The 21,714-nt window shown below is 54.3% G+C and carries 24 protein-coding genes; 8 read left to right on the top strand and 16 right to left on the bottom strand.

Annotation, left to right across the window (positions count from 1 at the left end; translation table 11 throughout):
• Window positions 1–79 precede the first annotated feature (79 nt).
• The 8 genes from ycfP to znuA form a co-directional block, all read right to left on the bottom strand.
• Window positions 80–622, bottom strand: coding sequence for an alpha/beta hydrolase YcfP (ycfP, locus tag ACO7SM_RS09630; protein ID WP_192612489.1), 543 nt, complete (start codon window positions 620–622; stop codon window positions 80–82).
• A gap of 38 nt (window positions 623–660) precedes the next feature.
• A complete protein-coding gene (gene nagZ, locus ACO7SM_RS09625) occupies window positions 661–1,686 on the bottom strand; it encodes a beta-N-acetylhexosaminidase (protein ID WP_490470628.1) in 1,026 nt (341 codons plus the stop codon).
• Window positions 1,687–1,696: 10 nt separating this feature from the next.
• Window positions 1,697–2,521, bottom strand: coding sequence for a thiamine kinase (gene thiK, locus ACO7SM_RS09620; protein WP_490470627.1), 825 nt, complete (start codon window positions 2,519–2,521; stop codon window positions 1,697–1,699).
• Window positions 2,502–3,146, bottom strand: coding sequence for a penicillin-binding protein activator LpoB (gene lpoB / locus ACO7SM_RS09615; RefSeq protein WP_490470912.1), 645 nt, complete (start codon window positions 3,144–3,146; stop codon window positions 2,502–2,504). Before lpoB ends, thiK begins: the two co-directional genes overlap by 20 nt.
• Window positions 3,147–3,159: 13 nt before the next feature.
• Window positions 3,160–3,534 (bottom strand): YcfL family putative periplasmic lipoprotein, encoded by a 375-nt coding sequence (locus ACO7SM_RS09610; protein WP_490470911.1) that lies wholly within the window; start codon window positions 3,532–3,534, stop codon window positions 3,160–3,162.
• 2 nt (window positions 3,535–3,536) lie between these two features.
• Window positions 3,537–3,896, bottom strand: a complete 360-nt coding sequence (hinT, locus tag ACO7SM_RS09605; protein ID WP_061381942.1) for a purine nucleoside phosphoramidase — start codon at window positions 3,894–3,896, stop codon at window positions 3,537–3,539.
• Window positions 3,897–4,808: 912 nt separating this feature from the next.
• Window positions 4,809–6,131 carry a murein DD-endopeptidase MepM gene (mepM, locus tag ACO7SM_RS09600; protein ID WP_490470626.1) on the bottom strand — a complete coding sequence of 441 codons (1,323 nt, stop codon included), beginning with the start codon at window positions 6,129–6,131 and terminating at the stop codon, window positions 4,809–4,811.
• 15 nt (window positions 6,132–6,146) lie between these two features.
• Entirely contained in the window at window positions 6,147–7,091 is a 945-nt protein-coding gene (gene znuA / locus ACO7SM_RS09595; RefSeq protein WP_490470625.1) for a zinc ABC transporter substrate-binding protein ZnuA, read from the bottom strand.
• A gap of 78 nt (window positions 7,092–7,169) precedes the next feature.
• Here znuA and znuC point away from each other — a divergent pair, with 78 nt between their 5' ends.
• Window positions 7,170–7,925, top strand: coding sequence for a zinc ABC transporter ATP-binding protein ZnuC (gene znuC / locus ACO7SM_RS09590; protein ID WP_490470624.1), 756 nt, complete (start codon window positions 7,170–7,172; stop codon window positions 7,923–7,925).
• Window positions 7,922–8,707: a zinc ABC transporter permease subunit ZnuB gene (gene znuB / locus ACO7SM_RS09585; RefSeq protein ID WP_490470623.1), complete on the top strand. Its 786-nt coding sequence runs from the start codon at window positions 7,922–7,924 to the stop codon at window positions 8,705–8,707. The genes znuC and znuB overlap by 4 nt, the downstream gene beginning before the upstream one ends.
• A gap of 78 nt (window positions 8,708–8,785) precedes the next feature.
• Here znuB and ruvB read toward each other — a convergent pair whose 3' ends face one another.
• The 6 genes from ruvB to aspS all read right to left on the bottom strand — a co-directional run bounded on the left by ruvB (window position 8,786) and on the right by aspS (window position 14,167).
• Complete coding sequence (gene ruvB / locus ACO7SM_RS09580; protein WP_490470622.1) at window positions 8,786–9,796, bottom strand: Holliday junction branch migration DNA helicase RuvB; 1,011 nt, start codon at window positions 9,794–9,796, stop codon at window positions 8,786–8,788.
• Window positions 9,797–9,804: 8 nt separating this feature from the next.
• Window positions 9,805–10,416 (bottom strand): Holliday junction branch migration protein RuvA, encoded by a 612-nt coding sequence (gene ruvA / locus ACO7SM_RS09575; protein WP_490470621.1) that lies wholly within the window; start codon window positions 10,414–10,416, stop codon window positions 9,805–9,807.
• A gap of 81 nt (window positions 10,417–10,497) precedes the next feature.
• Window positions 10,498–11,019 carry a crossover junction endodeoxyribonuclease RuvC gene (ruvC, locus tag ACO7SM_RS09570; RefSeq protein ID WP_192612497.1) on the bottom strand — a complete coding sequence of 174 codons (522 nt, stop codon included), beginning with the start codon at window positions 11,017–11,019 and terminating at the stop codon, window positions 10,498–10,500.
• Window positions 11,020–11,053: 34 nt separating this feature from the next.
• On the bottom strand, window positions 11,054–11,797 hold the full coding sequence (locus ACO7SM_RS09565) for a YebC/PmpR family DNA-binding transcriptional regulator (protein WP_490470620.1): 744 nt from the start codon (window positions 11,795–11,797) through the stop codon (window positions 11,054–11,056).
• A 27-nt stretch (window positions 11,798–11,824) separates the two neighbouring features.
• Window positions 11,825–12,277 carry a dihydroneopterin triphosphate diphosphatase gene (gene nudB, locus ACO7SM_RS09560; RefSeq protein WP_490470619.1) on the bottom strand — a complete coding sequence of 151 codons (453 nt, stop codon included), beginning with the start codon at window positions 12,275–12,277 and terminating at the stop codon, window positions 11,825–11,827.
• Window positions 12,278–12,394: 117 nt separating this feature from the next.
• Window positions 12,395–14,167 (bottom strand): aspartate--tRNA ligase, encoded by a 1,773-nt coding sequence (gene aspS / locus ACO7SM_RS09555; RefSeq protein WP_490470618.1) that lies wholly within the window; start codon window positions 14,165–14,167, stop codon window positions 12,395–12,397.
• Between the two features lie 324 nt (window positions 14,168–14,491).
• Between aspS and ACO7SM_RS09550 the strand changes: the two genes are divergently transcribed.
• From ACO7SM_RS09550 to cmoB, 5 genes are read left to right on the top strand one after another with little or no spacing between them, the layout of a single operon-like run.
• On the top strand, window positions 14,492–15,058 hold the full coding sequence (locus ACO7SM_RS09550) for a hydrolase (RefSeq protein ID WP_490470910.1): 567 nt from the start codon (window positions 14,492–14,494) through the stop codon (window positions 15,056–15,058).
• Window positions 15,055–15,873, top strand: coding sequence for a DUF72 domain-containing protein (locus ACO7SM_RS09545; protein ID WP_490470617.1), 819 nt, complete (start codon window positions 15,055–15,057; stop codon window positions 15,871–15,873). The genes ACO7SM_RS09550 and ACO7SM_RS09545 overlap by 4 nt, the downstream gene beginning before the upstream one ends.
• A gap of 51 nt (window positions 15,874–15,924) precedes the next feature.
• Window positions 15,925–16,320 (top strand): MAPEG family protein, encoded by a 396-nt coding sequence (locus ACO7SM_RS09540; protein ID WP_192612502.1) that lies wholly within the window; start codon window positions 15,925–15,927, stop codon window positions 16,318–16,320.
• Between the two features lie 40 nt (window positions 16,321–16,360).
• The gene (gene cmoA, locus ACO7SM_RS09535) at window positions 16,361–17,104 is read left to right on the top strand and encodes a carboxy-S-adenosyl-L-methionine synthase CmoA (protein ID WP_490470616.1); all 744 of its coding nucleotides are present in this window, start codon (window positions 16,361–16,363) and stop codon (window positions 17,102–17,104) included.
• Entirely contained in the window at window positions 17,101–18,069 is a 969-nt protein-coding gene (cmoB, locus tag ACO7SM_RS09530; protein WP_490470615.1) for a tRNA 5-methoxyuridine(34)/uridine 5-oxyacetic acid(34) synthase CmoB, read from the top strand. Before cmoA ends, cmoB begins: the two co-directional genes overlap by 4 nt.
• Window positions 18,070–18,238: 169 nt before the next feature.
• Here the strand turns inward: cmoB and cutC are convergent, their stop codons facing one another.
• Both cutC and ACO7SM_RS09520 read right to left on the bottom strand, forming a co-directional pair.
• On the bottom strand, window positions 18,239–18,985 hold the full coding sequence (gene cutC / locus ACO7SM_RS09525; RefSeq protein WP_490470614.1) for a copper homeostasis protein CutC: 747 nt from the start codon (window positions 18,983–18,985) through the stop codon (window positions 18,239–18,241).
• A 70-nt stretch (window positions 18,986–19,055) separates the two neighbouring features.
• Window positions 19,056–19,625 carry a VOC family protein gene (locus tag ACO7SM_RS09520; protein ID WP_490470613.1) on the bottom strand — a complete coding sequence of 190 codons (570 nt, stop codon included), beginning with the start codon at window positions 19,623–19,625 and terminating at the stop codon, window positions 19,056–19,058.
• A 239-nt stretch (window positions 19,626–19,864) separates the two neighbouring features.
• Between ACO7SM_RS09520 and argS the strand changes: the two genes are divergently transcribed.
• Window positions 19,865–21,598: an arginine--tRNA ligase gene (gene argS / locus ACO7SM_RS09515; protein WP_490470612.1), complete on the top strand. Its 1,734-nt coding sequence runs from the start codon at window positions 19,865–19,867 to the stop codon at window positions 21,596–21,598.
• Window positions 21,599–21,714 lie beyond the last annotated feature (116 nt).

Below are 21,714 nucleotides of genomic sequence, written 5' to 3'. Positions count from 1 at the left end.
AGAGTGACAGGTTCTCCCTGATTTATTAACTAACCAGCATTAAGCCCGAAGGCTGGTTTTACACAACAATCTGCCCCTGTTAACCCAGGGTCTTAAAGGCTTTAATTCGCTGTAAATGAGACGAGATATTCTTGAACTTATGCGTTTGCTCCTCATCCCACACAATTTCGTAGAAATGGTGCAACTCTTCTGACGAACGTTGGCTATTCAAGGCTTCATCATGACGAGAAAGGATCACCAGGCAACGGTCGCGGTTCTTTTCCCGAAAGTTAGTCACGCACTTAGTGGCGATATCGGCGTACTCTTCCGGACGGTCGATTTTGCCTTCCATGTTCTCATAAGGGAACAGATTCGGATTAAACACCACCTGGCGAATATCACAGAGAAAACCGATCCGCTCCGCCCAGTAGCCGCCAAGACCCACACCGCAAATCAACGGGCGCTCGTCCACGTTGAGCTGCAACATTTTGTCCACTTCTTTCAGCAGATGCTGCATATCATGTTTAGGATGCCTTGTGCTGTAGCTGATCAGCCTGACATCCGGGTCAATAAATTGCAGTTGCAGCACTTTCTCGTGGTTACCCGGACTGTTAGAGTCAAAACCGTGTAAATAGATAATCATCGCATCCTCACCAAAACCCGACTCCCCTGATGGGAGTATTATTGACCTGCTTTCTCTTCCTGCCAGCGTTCATGCAGTTGGATAAGCTGGGCGCTGACGGTTTTCCAGCGCTCAGAATCCATGAGTTCCTGGCGCGAAAATGAACCTTTATGATACAAACGTGTAACACGTTCTGCATTGATCGGCGACAGATTATCTAACACGCTGACCGCACCTTTACGATTATTGCAGACCAGGATCATATCGCAACCTGCATCCAGTGACGCCTGACCACGTTCTGCGTAGCTGCCCATAATCGCCGCGCCTTCCATCGACAAATCGTCAGAGAAAATCACGCCGTCAAATCCCAGCTCACCGCGCAGTACTGTTTTCAGCCAGTGCGCAGAACCGCTCGCCGGGCGCGGATCCACATCGCTGTAAATCACGTGCGCAGGCATAATGGCGTCGAGTTTGTTCTCGCTTATCAACGCCTGAAAAACAGACATATCTTTGGCGCGAATTTCCGCTTGTGGACGGGGATCGCGAGGCGTTTCTTTGTGGGAGTCCGCCGTAACCGCCCCGTGGCCCGGGAAGTGTTTGCCGGTGGTTTTCATGCCAGCCGCATGCATACCGTCAATGAAGCGCGTTGCCATTGCCAGCGCTTTTTGCGGATCGGCATGATAAGAACGCTCGCCAATGGCCGCGCTGATATGCCCGACATCGAGAACCGGCGCAAAGCTGATATCGATATCCATGGCGATCATTTCACTGGCCATCAGCCAGCCCGCCTCCTGAGCCAGCTTTCCGCCCTCTTCCAGCCCCTTTAACGCGGCAAAAGATTGCGCGGCAGGTAAGCGAGTAAAGCCTTCGCGAAAACGCTGCACGCGTCCACCTTCCTGGTCGACCGCCACCACCAGATGATTGCGCGATGCCGCCCGAATTTGGCGTACCAGTTCTCGCAACTGCTCCGGATCATGGTAATTACGGGTGAAGAGAATGAGACCGCCTACCTGCGGATGCGCCAGAATCTCGCGCTCTTCGGCATCCAGTTCAAATCCTTCAACATCCAACATTACTGGGCCCACACTGCTCTCCTTATTTGTTCATTGTTAGCTGGCGCCAGGTTTCATCGGCCAGCCTGATAAATTGTTGTTCGCCGGTCTGCTGCCAGCGGTACTCAAACCATCCCGCTTTCAGCATCATCACCCAGGGATACCATAATCGAACCTGTCGCCAGAGGTGTCGGGGATCAATATGCGCGCGCTTAGCGTAGGCGGCAGTCAACTGCTGATGCTGTAGCGCATCATCCACCCACACTGCCGCCAGTTCCAGAGCAATGTCGCCGTCCCCGGCATATTCCCAGTCAATCAATCGTAGCCCTGACGCCGAGTGCACCAGATTGCCGCCATGGACATCCATATGCAGAGGCCCGAGACGCAAAGGGCGAGGTTCACGCTCTCTTCGCAGCCGTTTTAACCGTCGTAGCCAGACAGGTGTGCGCCGCGCAGGATCGCAACACTGCCAGTATTGCTCCAGTAACGGCAGCAGCATCACCCGCCAGCCAAAGCACGGTTGCTGATGCAGATGATACAGCAAGCCCGCCAGCGCGTCGGCGTCCGGTAATCCGGATTTTACGTCGCCCGCTAAATAGTCCACGGCCATCCAGCCTGGCGTATAGAATCGGGGACGGGTTACTAGCGTGTCGGGCAAGCGTGAGAGCGCCCGGTACTGTCGCAAAAAATGCGACTCCGGCGCCTGAGGATCATGGTGACAACGAAGAACCAGGCGATGGGTCGCATTTTCAATGATGACGCTCCCGCCGCTTAATCCGCAGTGGTTCGCGGCGACGGGATGGTATTGTGGGAAATAGCGCGACAACACGTCGTCGCGCGTCAGTCGGTTATTTTTGCTGGACTGCACCTTTACCCGACCAGATTATCTCGCCAGTTTGCACCAGCATGAGTTGCATTTGCAGCGTAGGGGCATTGACGTTACCCGTCGCGCTGGAATAGAGCACATATTGCGCGCCCACGTTACGGGCAATCCCGATGGCTTTACTGCGGGTACCCAGACTGTCGTGCGGTGACAAACCTAACTGCTGTTTCGCCAGCGACAACTGCTGCACCGACACCAGCGTAAATTTGCCGTTATTCGCCAGCGCATTGCGTAACGTGTCCGTCGCTTCACCCGCATTGAGGGAGCCATTGGTACGGTTGTTTACGCTGTCGACCAGCAGAACATTCCCTGCTGCGATCCCCCCCGCCTGCAACATTTTTCCGACCATCGGTTGCATGGCGCCGCTCCAGTCATAGTGACGAACGCGCGGTGCGGGTTGCGCGGTCTGATCTTCATGCTCAATGGGGCCCGGTTGCTGAGGAACCGTCGGCACCTCCGGCACCACAGGTACGGGTTGCTCCGGCTGAACAGGTTGTTCAGGCGTCGGTTTTACTTCATCGACGGGCGCCGGTTGTTCTCGTTGGGCCACACAACCCGAGAGGAATATCGCCAGCGCAGCGACCAGTGCGTAGCGATGTATTTTAGTTATCAAGATTCACCTCTTACAAATAAAGATAAAGTCTAACTTTGTGCGCCCCCAGATAATTGGCGCTTCCGTATAGCGTAACCGACGAGTGCGCCGGGATTGTTACGCTACGCGGCTTCTCCAGAGGATGCATTTCCAGTCCTCTGGCGTCATACCAATAAAAACGATAATGAACCGTAACGGGTTCGGGTCTTTCGTTATAGAGTCGCGAGGAGGCAGAAGTCTGAATATCGGATGTCGTCAACGCCGGAGGCTCAGCGGTGATCCCCGCCGCCAGTATCGTTGATTCCATGACCAGAGTCTGCTCATCACTCACCGGGATTTCAGGATGTGAACGACAGCCGACGAGCAACAACGCAGCCAATGACAGCGCAACGCATCCTCTCGTCATCATCAGAGACCTTTATGCGCAAGCATTGGACCCAGTGCGCGACCGCCTAACAGGTGCATGTGGATGTGATACACCTCTTGTCCACCATGGCGATTGGTATTCATGATTAAACGGTAACCGTCAGCAGCAATACCTTCCTGTTCAGCGATTTTCGCCGCCACGGTGATCATCCGCCCCAGCGCCTGCTCGTGCTCAGCCGTCACGTCATTGACGGTGGGGATCAAAATATTAGGAATAATGAGGATATGTGTCGGCGCCTGGGGAGAGATATCACGAAAAGCAGTGACCAGATCGTCCTGATAAACGATATCCGAGGGAATTTCACGACGGATGATTTTGCTGAAAATAGTTTCTTCTGCCACGACGTTTTCCTTTTTCATAATTAGCTCTTACGTTTCACCATGCTACGCTGAGCCGCATTGCGAGTATAGAGTATGAGCGAGTTACTCACGCTCTTTCAACTTTAACCCGCGATTTATTAAGTAAAAGCTTATCGGGTGCTGCGCTTATCGCCATTTCCCCCACCCAAAGCACCCCATCGTTTCGGATGAGCGTGCGGCAGAAACAAAAATCCTCCGACAGAGCCGTAATGCAGGTCAGTTAAGGAATTATCGAGAACCTGTCACTCTGGCGAAGGGTGACGTTCACCTTATGTCCACTGCTTCTCTGCAATCACCCTACCGGTGAACGTGCAAGGGAGGCTCACCGCCGCCTCCCTTGCAACCCTGGCTCCCGGCGGGAAAATCGTCGCTTCGCGATATATTCGCCTTATTCCGTCTGCCTTTCGGGTCGGGGTCGAGCCTGCATCCCTGCAGGCCGTCCCCTCCGCCCGCGTCCCTGCGGGCGGCCCCGGTCAGCCGTCAACGTCTCATCGATTTTCAGCCGGACTGTGTGGTGTCGCTTTCGCATTCTGACTTTCAGTGATTTCTGTGTAGCTGTTTAACAAAAAACTCAGGGGGTCAGGTGTGGGGAGAGTCCGGCCGAAAATTGCCGACGTGTTTCCGTAAGGCCGGGGGAACCCGCAGGGATGCGGATTCAGGGCGCGGCGATAGCACCCTTACCCCGTTCACGGGACATGAAATGCCAGGGAAGCGAAGAACATAAGGTGAACGGAACCCTTCGCAAAACCAGTATGTTGCTTCTTCGGGATACCTCAGCCCTTCGGTGTGCCAGTGCTTAACTTATTGGCATTACGTCAGAGATGCCGGAGTTTTCTACTCAAAAAAAAGCCGGTACACATCGTGTACCGGCTTTAGAGGAACAGGTTAAACAGGTTAGTCGAAGCGCAACTGCGGCAGAACCTCTTTCACCTGGGCCAGATAATCACGGCGATCCGAGCCTGTCAGCCCTTCCGTACGCGGCAGTTTCGCTGTCAACGGGTTCACCGACTGTTGGTTGACCCAGACTTCATAGTGCAGATGCGGGCCGGTAGATCTTCCGGTATTCCCTGAAAGCGCGATGCGATCGCCACGTTTCACTTTTTGCCCCGGTTTCACTAACAGTTTACGCAAGTGCATATAGCGTGTGGTGTAAGTGCGTCCATGACGGATAGCGACGTAGTAACCCGCCGCACCGCTGCGTTTTGCGACCACCACTTCGCCGTCACCGACTGACAATACCGGCGTACCTTGCGGCATCGCGAAATCGACGCCTTTATGCGGCGCAACACGTCCTGTCACCGGGTTCAGACGACGAGGGTTAAAGTTGGACGAAATGCGGAACTGTTTCGCCGTCGGGAAACGCATAAATCCTTTGGCAAGCCCGGTACCATTGCGATCGTAGAACTTACCGTCCTCGGCGCGAATCGCGTAGTAGTCTTTGCCGTCAGAACGTAACCGCACACCCAACAACTGGCTTTGTTCACGTTTGCCATCCAGCATTTCACGTGACATCAGTACCGAGAATTCATCGCCTTTTTTCAGTTTGCGGAAGTCCATCTGCCACTGCATGGCTTTGATCACGGCGCTAATTTCAGCACTGGTGAGTCCTGCGTCTTTCGCACTGGAGACAAAACTGCCGCCAACGGTGCCTTTCATCAGGCTGTTAACCCAGTCACCTTGCTGCATCTCGCTGCTCATCTTGAAGCCATTGGCAGCGGCGCGATCGTAAGTCCGGGTTTCGCGGCGGGAAACTTCCCAGGTCAGACGCTGTAAATCGCCGTCGGCAGTCAGCGTCCATGAGAGTTGTTGACCAATTTTCAGATTACGCAATTCTTTGTCTGCGGCGGCAAGCTGGCTGATATCGCCCATCTCAATGCCGTACTGATTCAGGATGCTGCTCAGGGTATCGCCGGTAGAAACCACATATTCGTGGACACCCACCTCACCGGTGGTTTTGTCATCCAGTTCATCCTGAGGGATCTCTTCATCTTCCTGCGCAGCCTGATCGATAGGTTCGCTCGCCTCAGGCAACAGCGACCGAATCTCACTTTTTTCCAGTTCGATGGTTTTGACGATCGGCGCGGACTCAGGGTGATAAACGTATGGACGCCACACCGCGACGGCAAGTGTCAGAACAGTAAGGGACCCCAGCATGACGCGATGGGGTCTGGGCAGATTATTAAATGCCAGAGCGACAGAGCGGGCTATCTGTTGCACGTATTCACTTCCTCGTTAATCTCCTTTCAGGCAGCTCGCATACTGGTTCGCTAATTGAGTCAGAAACGCCGAATAGCTTGTTTTACCCAGTGCAATACGCGTTCCGAGGGGATCCAACGTTCCCATTCGAACGGATGTCCCTCTCGCAACGGCTTCAACGACCGCTGGCCTGAACTGTGGCTCAGCAAAAACGCAGGTTGCTTTTTGCTCAACCAACTGTGTTCTTATTTCATGTAAACGCTGCGCACCAGGTTGAATCTCAGGGTTGACAGTGAAGTGACCAAGCGGCGTCAGTCCGAAGTGTTTTTCGTAGTAACCATAAGCGTCATGAAAAACGAAATACCCTTTCCCCTTGAGCGGTGCGAGCTCGTTACCGACCTGTTTATCGGTTTGGGCTAATTGTGCCTCAAAATCCTTCAGGTTGGCGTCAAGTTTGGCTCGACTTTGCGGCATAAGTTCCACTAATTTTTCATGGATTGCAACCGCTGAAGCCCGCGCTATCTCTGGGGAAAGCCAAAGATGCATGTTGTAGTCGCCGTGATGGTGATGGTCATCACCTTTTTCATCATGAGCAGGGTCATGTTCATGCCCGTCATCGTCATCATCCCCCCCTTTCATGAGCAACGGTTTCACGGAGGGGAGCTGCGCAATCGTTACCTGTTTTGCCTCTGGAATGTTCTTTACTGACTTTTCCATGAACGCTTCCATCTGTGGGCCAATCCAGACAACTAAGTCCGCGCCCTGTAAGCGTTTTACGTCGGAAGGACGCAGTGAATAATCATGTTCTGAGGCGCCATCCGGCAATAAAACTTCCGTCTCTGTGACACCCTCAGCAATCGCGGAAGCGATGAAACCCAGGGGCTTAAGCGAGACGACAACGGCGGCATTTGCGGCGTGTGTTGCACTACCCCAAAGACCAGCGGATAATGCTGCGAAAAGAAGCGTATTTTTATGTAACATAATGCAACGAATCATCGTAATGAATATGTGGAATGTGATATTATAACATTCTATAACTTCTGCAAGCCTAAAATTGACATGACGACTTTGGTTTCACTGGAAAATGTCTCGGTCTCTTATGGTCAACGCCGCGTCCTTGCTGACGTGTCGCTTGAACTCAGACCCGGAAAAATTTTGACTCTCCTGGGCCCTAACGGTGCCGGGAAGTCCACTCTGGTACGTGTGGTATTAGGGCTCGTAACACCTGATGAAGGCGTTATCAAGCGCAACGGCCACCTGCGCGTCGGCTATGTCCCGCAAAAACTGTATCTCGATACCACGCTCCCGCTCACTGTAAACCGTTTTTTACGCTTACGGCCCGGCACACATAAATCAGACATTCTTCCTGCGCTTAAACGCGTTCAGGCAGGCCATCTGATTAATGCGCCAATGCAAAAGTTATCCGGCGGGGAAACGCAACGTGTGCTGTTGGCGCGGGCGTTATTGAATCAGCCGCAGTTGCTGGTGCTGGATGAGCCGACGCAGGGTGTCGATGTCAACGGCCAGGTGGCGCTTTACGATCTCATCGACCAGTTGCGCCGTGAACTCGACTGCGCGGTGTTGATGGTGTCGCATGACCTGCACCTGGTAATGGCCAAAACAGATGAAGTGCTGTGCCTGAATCACCACATTTGCTGCTCCGGTACGCCGGAAATTGTCTCAATGCACCCGGAGTTTATCTCCATGTTTGGGCCGCGTGGCGCAGAGCAGTTAGGCATTTATCGCCATCATCATAATCATCGCCATGATTTACAGGGCCGTATTGTATTGCGCCGGGGAAATGGTCACTCATGATTGAATTCTTGTTACCTGGCTGGTTAGCCGGAGTCATGCTGGCCTGCGCCGCAGGCCCGCTGGGCTCGTTCGTGGTCTGGCGTCGGATGTCGTATTTTGGCGATACGCTGGCGCACGCTTCGCTGTTAGGCGTGGCATTTGGTCTGCTGCTGGATGTTAATCCGTTTTACGCGGTCATCGCTGTAACGCTGGTGCTGGCGGCAGGTCTGGTGTGGCTTGAGAAGCGCCCTCACCTGGCGATCGATACTCTGCTGGGCATTATGGCGCACAGTGCCCTGTCGCTGGGTCTGGTGGTGGTCAGCCTGATGTCGAACATCCGTGTCGATTTGATGGCCTATCTGTTTGGCGATTTACTGGCAGTCACACCTGAAGATCTGATCTCCATCGCCATCGGCGTCGTCATTGTTCTGGCGATTTTGTTCTGGCAGTGGCGCAATTTGCTGTCCATGACCATCAGCCCGGATCTCGCATTTGTTGATGGCGTGAAAATTCAGCGCGTGAAACTTCTGCTGATGCTGGTGACGGCGTTAACGATCGGGGTGGCAATGAAGTTTGTCGGCGCGCTGATCATCACCTCATTGCTGATAATCCCGGCTGCCACGGCGCGTCGTTTTGCCCGTACGCCAGAGCAAATGGCAGGTGTTGCGGTGATTGTAGGAATGATAGCGGTTACAGGCGGGCTGACCTTTTCGGCATTTTACGACACGCCAGCCGGCCCTTCAGTCGTTCTGTGCGCTGCGCTGCTGTTTATCCTTACCATGATGAAAAAGCAAGCGAGCTAAGCATGCGTTGCCCGGTGGCGCTGCGCTTACCGGGCCTACAAAATCGAGTAGGCCTGATGAGCGTAGCGACATCAGGCACTAAGGCATTTGCGGCGGCGTTATCCCAAAGTGATTCCACGCACGCACCGTTGCCATACGCCCACGCGGGGTACGCTGTAAAAAGCCCTGCTGAATCAGATACGGTTCCAGTACGTCCTCAATCGTTTCACGCTCTTCGCCGATAGCCGCAGCCAGGTTATCTAACCCGACAGGCCCACCAAAGAACTTATCGATCACCGCCAGCAACAGTTTGCGGTCCATATAGTCGAACCCTTCGGCATCGACGTTAAGCATATCCAGCGCCTGAGCGGCAATATCCTCCGAGATGGTGCCGTCGTGTTTTACTTCGGCAAAATCACGCACGCGGCGCAGCAGACGGTTGGCGATACGTGGCGTGCCGCGCGCGCGGCGGGCGATTTCCAGTGCGCCTTCCTCGCTCATCTCCAGCCCCATATAACGTGCGCTGCGCCCGACGATATGCTGTAGATCGGCAACCTGATAAAACTCCAGACGCTGAACGATGCCAAAACGGTCGCGCAACGGCGAGGTTAATGAACCTGCACGGGTGGTTGCGCCAATCAGCGTAAAGGGCGGCAGATCGATTTTTATCGAGCGCGCCGCCGGCCCCTCGCCAATCATGATATCGAGCTGATAGTCCTCCATCGCCGGGTACAATACCTCTTCGACTACCGGCGACAGGCGATGAATTTCGTCAATAAACAGAACGTCGTGCGGCTCGAGGTTAGTGAGCATCGCCGCCAGATCCCCGGCTTTCTCCAGCACCGGGCCGGAAGTGGTGCGCAGGTTCACCCCCATTTCATTGGCGACAATATTCGCCAGCGTGGTTTTACCCAGACCCGGCGGGCCGAAAATCAGCAGGTGGTCAAGCGCATCGCCGCGCAACTTCGCCGCCTGGATAAAAATCTCCATCTGCGAGCGCACCTGCGGCTGACCAACGTACTCCGCCAGCAGTTTGGGTCGAATAGCCCGGTCTGCCACATCTTCTGGCAACGTGCTTTCTGCTGAAATCAGGCGGTCTGCTTCTATCATCCTCTACCTCACAGCGCGGCGCGGAGCGCTTCGCGGATCAATGTTTCGCTGCTGGCATCCGGGCGGGCAATTTTGCTTATCATCCGGCTGGCTTCCTGAGGTTTATAGCCCAGCGCCACCAGCGCGGCAACCGCTTCCTGTTCAGCATCATCCGTTGCTGGGCTTGCCGGAGAGGTCAGCACCAGATCGGCGGCAGGCGTAAACAGATCGCCATGCAACCCTTTGAAGCGATCTTTCATTTCGACAATCAGACGCTCGGCCGTTTTCTTTCCAATGCCCGGCAGTTTCACCAGCGCGGCAGGGTCTTCACGCTCAACGGCGTTAACAAACTGCTGCGCCGACATGCCGGAGAGGATCGCCAGCGCCAGCTTCGGGCCGACGCCATTCGTCTTAATCAATTCTTTAAACAGGGTACGTTCCTGTTTGTTGTTAAAGCCATACAGCAGTTGGGCATCTTCACGCACCACAAAATGGGTGAAGATAATCGCCTCCTGCCCCGCTTCCGGCAGCTCATAGAAGCAGGTCATCGGCATATGCACTTCATAGCCGACACCGCCCGTCTCCAGCAGTACCAACGGGGGTTGTTTTTCGAGAATAATGCCTCTGAGTCTGCCTATCACATGACGCTCCTGCGTTAATGGCTAAAAAGGTAATGCGATATCATAAAAAAAGGCTGGATATTTATCCAGCCTGATTTACTACTATCGTAGTCTTCCACGCGCCAGATTAAGCCTGGCGTCGCTCATTTGCATCGCGTTTTGGCTGACATGGCAGTGGGTGATCGCAATCGCCAGCGCATCGGCGGCATCCGCCTGCGGGTTCGCGGGGAGTTTAAGCAAGGTACGCACCATATGCTGCACCTGACTTTTCTCCGCGCTGCCTATCCCGACGACGGTTTGTTTGACCTGACGTGCCGCGTATTCAAACACCGGCAGATCCTGATTGACGGCAGCGACAATCGCTACGCCACGCGCCTGACCCAGCTTAAGCGCGGAATCCGCGTTCTTCGCCATAAACACCTGCTCTATAGCAAAGTAGTCCGGCTGAAACTGGGTAATGATTTCCGACACGCCGGCATAAATCAGCTTCAGGCGCGACGGTAAATCATCCACTTTGGTACGAATACATCCGCTGCCCAGGTAGGTCAGTTGCCGACCGACCTGGCGGATCACGCCATAACCGGTGATGCGCGAACCCGGGTCAATGCCGAGAATAATAGACATCACGCATCTCCTGTTATGTTATCGCTCAACCACGTCATTCTAATGTGGCTGCAACCTCATCGGAGATTTCACCGTTGTGGTAAACTTCCTGCACGTCATCACAATCTTCCAGCAGGTCGATCAAACGCATCAGTTTAGGTGCGGTTTCCGCATCCATATCCGCTTTGGTAGACGGGATCATAGAGACTTCAGCGCTGTCGGCTTTCAGACCGGCGGCTTCCAGTGCATCACGCACTTTGCCCATCTCTTCCCACGCGGTATAGACATCAATCGCGCCGTCGTCAAAGGTCACAACGTCTTCAGCACCGGCTTCCAGCGCCGCTTCCATGATGGTGTCTTCGTCGCCCTTTTCAAAAGAGATAACGCCTTTTTTGCTGAACAGATACGCCACGGAGCCGTCGGTACCGAGGTTGCCGCCGGTTTTGCTGAATGCGTGACGCACTTCCGCTACCGTACGGTTACGGTTGTCGGACAGACATTCAATCATCACCGCGGTGCCGCCAGGACCATAACCTTCATAGATGATGGTTTCCATGTTCGCATCATCATCACCGCCCACGCCACGCGCGATTGCACGGTTCAGCGTGTCACGCGTCATGTTGTTAGACAGTGCTTTATCTACAGCTGCACGCAGACGCGGGTTAGCGTCCGGATCGCCGCCACCCAGCTTAGCCGCCGTCACCAGCTCACGAATGATCTTGGTGAAAATCTTGCCGCGCTTAGAATCCTGCGCCGCTTTACGATGTCTGGTGTTGGCCCATTTACTATGACCTGCCATAAATAATCTCTCCAAAAGCGCGCCTTCTCAGGCGACGTTAATAACAAATTCTTCAATCGCCTGCCGGTTACTCCACGATTTGGTTAACTGTGCAGCCTCAGCCGCATTAACCCAACGATAAGTCAAATGTTCGGTGAACACGATCTCTCGTTCAGAAGGGAGGGTCAGGCAAAACCAGGATTCGGTATTACGCACGATTCCCGGCGCATAGCGATGACGTAAATGACTAAAAATCTCAAACTCCACCGTGCGCTGGCAGTCAATTAAGGTCAGTCGCTCTGTCGCAACATCAATGGTGACCTCTTCCTTTACTTCGCGCATGGCGGCTTGCGACGCGGTTTCACCCTCTTCCAGACTGCCGGTAACCGACTGCCAGAAATCGGGATCGTCGCGTCGCTGTAACATCAGCACCCGCTTCGTATCCTGGGCAAAAATTACAACCAGAACCGAAACGGGACGCTTATACACTTTATCCTTCACGCTGCCTCTTTGTTGGCTGCTATCGTTCATCCCATTCACAGAGTGCTCTATGCTCATGGGTATTCACACAGTTGCCGCCGCGATGCAACGCGAATGATTTCGTGTACATCAGCCATATCAGTTATTCTCGGCCTTCTTCACAACCTGAATGCTCAGTTCCGCCAGCGCAGCTTCATTAGCAAAGCTTGGCGCTTCGGTCATCAGGCAAGCGGCCGCCGTGGTTTTCGGGAAGGCAATAACGTCACGAATGTTATCAGTACCCGTCAGCAGCATGGTCAGACGATCCAGACCAAACGCCAGACCTGCATGTGGCGGTGTGCCGTATTTCAGCGCATCCAGCAGGAAGCCGAACTTCTCACGCTGCTCTTGTTCGTTAATGCCCAGAATACCAAACACGGTTTGCTGCATTTCGCCGTTGTGGATACGGACAGAACCGCCGCCCACTTCGTAACCGTTGATCACCATATCGTACGCGTTGGCAACGGCATCTTCCGGCGCGGCGTGGAGCTCAGCCGCCGTCATGTCTTTCGGTGCAGTAAACGGATGGTGCATCGCCGTCAGGCCACCTTCGCCGTCGTCTTCAAACATCGGGAAGTCGATAACCCACAACGGCGCCCATTTGGTTTCGTCGGTCAGGTTCAGATCTTTACCCAGTTTGAGACGCAGCGCGCCCATAGCGTCGGCAACCACTTTCTTGTTGTCAGCGCCGAAGAAAATCATATCGCCGTCTTGCGCAGCGGTACGATCCAGAATGGCTTCCACGATTTCAGCGTTCAGGAACTTGGCAACAGGGCTGGTGATCCCGTCCAGACCTTTCGCGCGTTCAGTCACTTTAATATACGCCAGGCCTTTCGCACCGTAGATCTTAATAAAGTTACCGTAGTCGTCGATTTGCTTACGGCTTAAGCTGGCGCCACCCGGCACACGCAGAGCAGCCACGCGGCCTTTCGGATCGTTCGCCGGGCCGGAGAATACGGCGAAATCGACGGATTTCAGCAGATCAGCAACGTCCACCAGTTCCATCGGGTTACGCAGATCCGGTTTATCGGAACCGTAACGACGCTCTGCTTCGGCGAAAGTCATGATCGGGAAATCACCCAGATCCACCCCTTTCACTTCCTGCCACAGATTACGCACCAGCGCTTCCATCACTTCACGCACCTGCGGTGCCGTCATGAAGGAGGTTTCCACGTCGACCTGGGTAAACTCAGGCTGGCGATCGGCACGTAAGTCTTCGTCGCGGAAGCATTTTACGATCTGATAATAGCGGTCAAAGCCAGACATCATCAGCAACTGTTTGAACAACTGCGGAGACTGCGGCAGCGCGTAGAACTTACCTTTGTGAACGCGCGAAGGCACCAGATAGTCACGCGCGCCTTCCGGCGTGGCTTTGGTCAGCATTGGGGTTTCGATGTCGAGGAAACCGTGGTCGTCCATAAAGCGACGCACCAGGCTGGTAATTTTGGCACGCGTTTTCAGACGCTGCGCCATTTCCGGACGACGCAGGTCCAGGTAGCGATACTTCAGACGCGCTTCTTCGGTGTTAACGTGGTTAGAGTCCAGCGGCAGTGACTCTGAACGGTTGATGATGGTCAGATCGGACGCCAGTACTTCAATTTCGCCCGTCGCCATATCGGCGTTCACGTTTTTCGCGTCACGCGCACGTACGGTACCCGTAACCTGGATGCAGAACTCATTACGCAGTTCAGAGGCCAGCTTTAACGCGTCCGCACGGTCCGGGTCGAAAAATACCTGCACGATACCTTCGCGGTCGCGCATATCGATAAAGATCAGGCTACCAAGATCACGACGACGGTTGACCCAACCACACAGAGTCACCTGCTGCCCCTCGTGGGACAGACGTAGCTGTCCGCAATATTCTGTACGCATGAGATATCCCTTAACTTTGCCGCAGGCGGAATGTCGCCTGCCTTGCAGGTGACCAAGTCGCAGCGTTAGCTGAATGTCACAACTGAATGAAAAAAGGCGGCTATTATACTGGAAATTCTGCCGCACGATAAGAGTCTATCCCATCAAGGTTCGATTACTTAACCACTTTAAATCAGAACAGACTCCGAACCAGACACTGACTGTACGCGTGTTTGCGTCACAGGTATTGCGTATACGCAAAAAAATTAACAAAATTTGTTGCCCCTCGCCGTCGAAAGCGCGACTAAGATAGAGCGCAATAGCGTTGAAAATACGGGAGTCATGATGCTGGAACTGAACGCCTCAACCACCGCGCTGGTGGTAATCGATTTACAGGAGGGTATTTTACCCTTCGCCGGGGGCCCGCATACCGCACCCGACGTCGTGGATCGCGCTGCGCGTCTGGCAAAAAAATTCCGTGTTCACGGCTCACCGGTGGTGATGGTGCGTGTCGGCTGGTCGCCGGATTACGCAGAAGCACTGAAACAGCCCGTCGATGCCCCCTCCCCTGCAAAAGCATTGCCGGAAAACTGGTGGAATTACCCGGCGGCATTGGGCAAAGCCGACAGCGATCTTGAAGTCACTAAACGCCAGTGGGGGGCGTTCTACGGCACAGATCTGGAGCTGCAACTGCGCCGTCGCGGCATCGATACGCTCGTCCTGTGCGGGATCTCCACCAACATCGGCGTGGAATCCACGGCCCGCAACGCCTGGGAACTGGGCTTTCGGCTGATCATTGCTGAAGATGCCTGCAGCGCGGCAAGCACCGAACAACACCTGAGCAGCGTCACACACATTTTCCCGCGCATTGCCCGCGTGCGTCGCGTGGAAGAAATCCTGCAAGCGCTATGATTTACATCGGCTTACCACAATGGTCGCACCCAAAGTGGGTGCGCCTGGGGATAACCAGTCTTGAAGAATATGCCCGCCACTTCAATTGTGTGGAAGGCAATACCACCTTGTACGCGCTTCCCAAAGCCGAGGTCGTAGAACGCTGGCTCGCGCAGACGACCGATGATTTTCGCTTTTGTTTTAAATTTCCGTCGACCATTACGCATCAAGCCGCGCTGAGAAACTGTGACGATTTAGTGCTGGAGTTTTTGACCCGTATGTCGCCGCTGGAGGGGCGTATTGGTCAATACTGGCTCCAGCTTCCCGCCACATTTTCACCTCGTGAACTTCCGGCATTGTGGCATTTTCTGGATGCCCTGCCCGGGCGCTTCACGTACGGTGTTGAAGTCCGTCATCCGGGTTTCTTTGCAAAAGGCGAAGAGGAACAACAGTTCAACCGTGGTTTACACGAGAGAGGCGTCAACAGGGTCATCCTCGATAGCCGTCCGGTTCATGCCGCGCGCCCGCACAATGAGGCGATACGTGAGGCGCAGCGCAAGAAACCCAGAGTCCCTGTACATGCGGTTGTCACGGCCGGTCATCCGATGGTGCGATTTATCGGCAGCGATGACATGGTACAAAATCGTGATTTTTTCACCGACTGGCTAAACAAATTACCGCGCTGGGAGCAGTCCACGACGCCCTGGTTGTTTTTACACACGCCCGATATCGCGCAGGCTCCAGAGTTAGTGGACGCCATCTGGCAGGATTTACATGCCGCGATGCCAGGTATTGGCGCCGCGCCGTCTATTCCACAGCAATCTTCTCTTTTCTGAAAATGCCACCTATCATAGACAGTGCCATCCGCCATTTTAAAGGGAGTTTGTATGGTAAGCGCGCTATATGCCGTATTGGGTGCGTTATTGTTGATGAAGTTCTCCTTTGACGTTGTTCGTCTACGGATGCAGTACCGCGTTGCCTATGGCGACGGCGGTTTTAGCGAGCTACAAAGCGCGATTCGCATTCATGGTAATGCGGTAGAATATATTCCCGTTGCGCTGGTGCTGCTGCTCTTTATGGAGATGAACGGTGCTGAGACATGGATGGTGCACATCTGCGGCCTGATTCTCATTGCCGGTCGGCTTATGCATTATTACGGGTTCTATCACCGGCTTTTTCGCTGGCGGCGTTCCGGTATGAGCGCAACCTGGTGCGCCCTGTTGCTGATGGTGCTGGCAAATCTCTGGTATATGCCCTGGGAGTTGGTTTTCTCCCTGCATTAGCGCACAATACGCCCCTTTATTTTTCCCGGACTTTTACGTTATGTCTCACCGCGACACGCTTTTTTCTGCGCCTATCGCCAGCCTGGGTGACTGGACCTTTGATGAACGGGTAGCTGAAGTCTTCCCGGATATGATCCAGCGTTCCGTTCCCGGCTACTCCAACATTATCTCGATGATTGGTATGCTGGCTGAACGTTTTGTTAAACCCAACACGCAGGTCTACGATCTGGGCTGTTCTCTGGGCGCGGCGACGCTCTCGGTGCGTCGCAACATTCACCATGACAATTGCAAGATAATCGCCGTCGATAACTCTCCGGCGATGGTTGAACGCTGCCGCCGCCATATTGATGCTTACAAAGCCCCGACACCCGTTGACATTGTGGAAGGCGATATTCGTCATATCGCTATCGAAAACGCCTCGATGGTAGTGCTGAATTTTACCCTGCAATTCCTTGAGCCGCCCGAGCGCCAGGCATTGCTGGATAAGATTTATCAGGGGTTGAATCCGGGCGGCGCATTGGTGCTGTCAGAGAAGTTCAGTTTTGAAGATACACAGGTCGGCGAATTGCTGTTTAACATGCATCATGACTTCAAACGCGCCAACGGCTACAGCGAGCTGGAAATCAGCCAGAAGCGTAGCATGCTGGAAAACGTCATGCTGACCGATTCCGTCGAAACCCATAAAGCGCGTCTGCGTCAGGCCGGGTTCGAACACAGCGAACTGTGGTTCCAGTGCTTCAACTTCGGTTCTCTGGTGGCGCTAAAGGCTGAGGTTCCCGCATGATCGAGTTCGGAAACTTTTATCAGCTGATTGCCAAAAATCACCTTTCCCACTGGCTTGAAACCCTGCCCGCGCAAATTGCGGCCTGGCAACGCGATCAGCATGGCCTGTTTAAACAGTGGTCGAACGCGGTTGAATTTCTGCCAGAGTTAACGCCGCACCGTCTGGATCTGCTGCACAGCGTCACCGCCGAAAGCGAAACACCGCTGAGCGAAGGCCAGCGTAAACGTATCGATACCCTGATGCGTAACCTGATGCCGTGGCGCAAAGGCCCGTACTCATTGTATGGCGTCAATATTGATACCGAATGGCGCTCTGACTGGAAGTGGGATCGCGTATTGCCGCATCTGTCCGACCTTACCGGTCGCACGATTCTGGATGTGGGCTGTGGCAGCGGCTATCACATGTGGCGCATGATTGGCGCCGGTGCCCATCTCGCCGTCGGGATCGACCCCACGCAGTTGTTTCTGTGCCAGTTTGAAGCGGTACGGAAATTGTTAGGTAACGATCAGCGTGCGCATCTGCTGCCGCTGGGGATCGAGCAACTGCCCGCGCTGAATGCGTTTGATACCGTATTTTCGATGGGCGTGCTTTATCATCGCCGCTCGCCGCTGGAACATCTGTGGCAGTTAAAGGATCAACTGGTCAAAGACGGGGAACTGGTGCTTGAGACGCTGGTCGTCGAAGGTGATGAAAATACCGTTCTGGTGCCGGGCGATCGCTACGCGCAGATGCGTAACGTTTACTTTATTCCTTCCGCACTGGCGTTGAAAAACTGGCTGGAGAAGTGCGGTTTTGTCGATGTGCGTATCGCGGACGTTTGCGTGACGTCAACGGAAGAGCAGCGCCGTACCGAATGGATGGTGACCGAATCGCTGGCCGATTTCCTTGATCCGAACGACAGCAGCAAGACGGTCGAGGGTTACCCTGCCCCTCTGCGTGCGGTGTTGATAGCACGTAAGCCCTGATGAATTTCCCAGTGGCGCTACGGTATGAACCGGAAACATGGGTAACACGTTCTCCAGAATAGTTCAGCCGAAATGTGCCGGAGAAAACTAAAAAAAAGGCCCCTGTTGAAATGGCAGGGGCCTGGTACGAGCAAGCATCATATTGGGCGACATGATGCAACGGTAAAAATCAGTTGGCCTGATGACGAACAATGATTCCTTTCATCTCTGCAACCGCCGCCCCGTCAACCACACTGCGGGAAAATTCATCCGCTTGCGTATCCGCTGACATCGACAGACCCTGATTGCGATAACGCATTGGCGAGGCAACCTGGGTTCCGGCAGAACTGTGTACTTCCCTGACACCTGCATTCAGGAAATCCTGCAAATTATTTGCACGAACCCCTGCTCCGGCCATAATTATTGGAGCATCAGCTTTGGCAATTAGTTCCATAATTATTGGTAAACCGTGCAGTGCGTCAGATTTTTGCCCGGATGTCAGCACTCTCGCGACACCCAAATCCGCCAGATTCTTAAGCGCATTTAATGGATTAGCGCACATATCAAAGGCGCGATGAAACGTCACGGCCAGCGGCCCGGCAGCGGCCATTATTTTTTCCATCCGCGGCATATCCACATTACCGTCCACGTCCAGAATGCCCACCACCAGCCCGGGAAAACCCAACTCTCTGACCGTGCGCACATCGTCCAGCATGGCGGCAAACTCGCCGTCGGTATAACAAAAATCACCGCCGCGCGGGCGAATAATCGGATGCACGGGAATCGTTACGTGTTGACGAACCGAACGCAGCACACCCAGTGAGGGCGTCAATCCGCCCTCTTTCGGCGCTGAACACAACTCGATCCGATCGGCACCGTTTTGCTGCGCGGTTAACGCGCACTCCATGCTGTAACAACAAATCTCAAGCAATGCCATACACACTCCTTTTCAGAATCGCTTATCATGCCATGTCGGTTTGCGCTAAACGTCGCAGACGCTCACAAACTCAATGCCCTGCCTGTTCGCTTGCCACAATGGCTTCAATCGACCACGGGTGAAACTTGATGGTGACTTTGCCATCCGTCACCGCCAGCGTCGGGTTCGCCAGGCGTTCGTGCTCGCCTTTGGGCGAACTGGTTTTCACAAAAATGCCCGGTTGGCTTAAACCATCGTCAGAGAGCAGCGCCAGCGCCCGGGCGTTCAACGTTTCCGGCTCGCCGGGCAACACAATTTCAATATGTTCCCAGCCTTCATGCGGGTAGCGTTTTTCGCCCGGCCACGGCAATTCCACCACGCTGAACTGCCAGTGTCCGACACTAACAGGCTCTTTCAATTTGAACAGACAGATCGGTCTGCCGTTGATGATATTTTCCGACAGCAGTTCGCCGCACTGCTCAAATCCACGGCGCCACCGCTCTGCGGTCGCATTCTGATGGCAACGAAGAGAAATATGGTCGGCCTCAAGGGGGGCCAGATCCAGACCGAGGCGAGCAGAAAGCGCCGTTAACGCCAGCGTAAAACGCGGCAAATCCGCAGAAATATCATGCAGTTCGTCAATAGATTGCCAGTTCGCCATTTTGGATACTCTTCTTCATCTTCAAAGCCGTTAATTTACTCTGTTGCGGGGCGGCAACCAACCGCTGATTGTGGACAACGCGCCATGAACAGTGACGTCGCAGTGTATTGGGGTGATTTCAGGGCAGCGACGACATGCGCCAGGGCTGACGCAAACGGGCATTTGCAGTATACTCCCGCCCTAAATTCTTAAACTGGTGCGGGCACAGTCAACCCGCGTCTTAAACGTAAGGTATTCCGGTGAATATTCAGGCTCTTCTCTCAGAAAAAGTCCGTCAGGCCATGATTGCTGCAGGTGCGCCTGCAGATTGCGAACCTCAGGTTCGTCAGTCAGCAAAAGTACAGTTCGGCGACTATCAGGCCAACGGCATGATGGCAGTTGCTAAAAAACTGGGTATGGCGCCGCGACAACTTGCAGAGCAGGTGCTGACTCATCTGGATCTCAACGGCATCGCCAGCAAGGTTGAAATTGCCGGCCCGGGCTTTATCAATATTTTCCTCGATGCGGCGTTTCTCGCCCAGAACGTCCAGCAGGCGCTGGCCTGTGACCGTCTGGGTGTTGCACTCCCACAGAAGCAGACGGTTGTGGTGGATTACTCTGCGCCTAACGTCGCTAAAGAGATGCACGTCGGCCATCTGCGCTCGACCATTATCGGCGACGCGGCCGTGCGTACCCTGGAGTTTCTCGGCCACCACGTTATTCGCGCCAACCACGTCGGCGACTGGGGCACACAGTTTGGTATGCTCATCGCCTGGCTGGAAAAACAGCAGCAGGAAAACGCCGGTGAAATGGCGCTGGCTGACCTGGAAGGATTCTATCGTGATGCGAAGAAGCACTACGATGAAGATGAAGTGTTTGCCGAACGCGCACGTAACTACGTAGTGAAACTGCAAGGCGGCGACGCGTACTTCCGCGAAATGTGGCGCAAACTGGTCGACATCACCATGACGCAAAACCAGTTAACCTACGATCGCCTGAATGTGACGCTGACGCGTGACGACGTAATGGGCGAGAGCCTGTACAACCCGATGCTGCCGGGTATCGTTGCCGATCTGAAAGCCAAAGGCCTGGCCGTTGAAAGCGAAGGCGCGACGGTGGTGTTCCTTGATGAGTACAAAAACAAGGAAGGCGACCCGATGGGCGTCATCATTCAGAAGAAAGATGGCGGCTATCTTTACACCACCACAGACATCGCCTGTGCAAAATACCGTTATGAAACCCTGCATGCCGATCGCGTGCTGTACTACATCGATTCCCGCCAGCACCAGCACCTGATGCAGGCATGGACTATCGTGCGTAAAGCGGGCTATGTGCCGGATTCCGTACCGCTGGAACACCACATGTTCGGCATGATGCTGGGTAAAGACGGTAAACCGTTCAAAACCCGCGCGGGCGGCACGGTAAAACTGGCTGACCTGCTGGACGAAGCGCTGGAGCGCGCACGTCGTCTGGTGGCGGAGAAGAATCCTGACATGCCTGCCGATGAGCTGGAAAAACTGGCCAATGCCGTCGGTATCGGCGCGGTGAAATATGCAGATCTCTCTAAAAACCGTACCACCGACTACATCTTCGACTGGGACAACATGCTGGCGTTTGAAGGCAACACCGCGCCTTACATGCAGTACGCTTACACCCGTGTACTTTCCGTATTCCGTAAAGCAGAAATCGATGAAGACGCGCTGGCGGCAGCACCGGTTATCATCAGCGAAGATCGCGAAGCGCAGTTAGCCGCTCGCCTGTTGCAGTTTGAAGAGACGCTGACCGTGGTCGCGCGTGAAGGTACGCCGCACGTCATGTGCGCCTATCTGTACGATCTCGCCGGTCTGTTCTCTGGTTTCTATGAGCACTGCCCAATCCTGAGCGCTGAAAGCGAAACCGTGCGCAACAGCCGTCTGAAACTGGCGCTGTTGACGGCGAAAACGCTGAAACTGGGTCTGGATACGCTGGGTATCGAAACCGTAGAACGTATGTAAGTCAGTAGGCTTAACATTCAGGCCTGAGCTCGCTTGCGGACTCAGGCCTTTTTTATGTCCAGCGTTCGTACTCTGTAACATGTCACAAGGAATGACACACTTCTCTGGAGGGATGG

It is taken from the genome of Citrobacter sp. LJND-P06, from assembly GCF_058188415.1.
This window is presented reverse-complemented; position numbering and strand designations above follow the sequence as displayed.

What these genes read in the sequence shown, in the direction of transcription:
- ycfP (WP_192612489.1), bottom strand. Translation starts at nt 622, where the DNA reads ATGATTATCTATTTACACGGTTTTGACTCTAACAGTCCGGGTAACCAC.
- ACO7SM_RS09610 (WP_490470911.1), bottom strand. Translation starts at nt 3,534, where the DNA reads ATGACGAGAGGATGCGTTGCGCTGTCATTGGCTGCGTTGTTGCTCGTC.
- znuA (WP_490470625.1), bottom strand. Translation starts at nt 7,091, where the DNA reads ATGTTACATAAAAATACGCTTCTTTTCGCAGCATTATCCGCTGGTCTT.
- znuC (WP_490470624.1), top strand. Translation starts at nt 7,170, where the DNA reads ATGACGACTTTGGTTTCACTGGAAAATGTCTCGGTCTCTTATGGTCAA.
- znuB (WP_490470623.1), top strand. Translation starts at nt 7,922, where the DNA reads ATGATTGAATTCTTGTTACCTGGCTGGTTAGCCGGAGTCATGCTGGCC.
- ruvB (WP_490470622.1), bottom strand. Translation starts at nt 9,796, where the DNA reads ATGATAGAAGCAGACCGCCTGATTTCAGCAGAAAGCACGTTGCCAGAA.
- ruvC (WP_192612497.1), bottom strand. Translation starts at nt 11,019, where the DNA reads ATGTCTATTATTCTCGGCATTGACCCGGGTTCGCGCATCACCGGTTAT.
- ACO7SM_RS09565 (WP_490470620.1), bottom strand. Translation starts at nt 11,797, where the DNA reads ATGGCAGGTCATAGTAAATGGGCCAACACCAGACATCGTAAAGCGGCG.
- aspS (WP_490470618.1), bottom strand. Translation starts at nt 14,167, where the DNA reads ATGCGTACAGAATATTGCGGACAGCTACGTCTGTCCCACGAGGGGCAG.
- ACO7SM_RS09550 (WP_490470910.1), top strand. Translation starts at nt 14,492, where the DNA reads ATGCTGGAACTGAACGCCTCAACCACCGCGCTGGTGGTAATCGATTTA.
- ACO7SM_RS09545 (WP_490470617.1), top strand. Translation starts at nt 15,055, where the DNA reads ATGATTTACATCGGCTTACCACAATGGTCGCACCCAAAGTGGGTGCGC.
- ACO7SM_RS09540 (WP_192612502.1), top strand. Translation starts at nt 15,925, where the DNA reads ATGGTAAGCGCGCTATATGCCGTATTGGGTGCGTTATTGTTGATGAAG.
- cmoA (WP_490470616.1), top strand. Translation starts at nt 16,361, where the DNA reads ATGTCTCACCGCGACACGCTTTTTTCTGCGCCTATCGCCAGCCTGGGT.
- cmoB (WP_490470615.1), top strand. Translation starts at nt 17,101, where the DNA reads ATGATCGAGTTCGGAAACTTTTATCAGCTGATTGCCAAAAATCACCTT.
- cutC (WP_490470614.1), bottom strand. Translation starts at nt 18,985, where the DNA reads ATGGCATTGCTTGAGATTTGTTGTTACAGCATGGAGTGCGCGTTAACC.
- ACO7SM_RS09520 (WP_490470613.1), bottom strand. Translation starts at nt 19,625, where the DNA reads ATGGCGAACTGGCAATCTATTGACGAACTGCATGATATTTCTGCGGAT.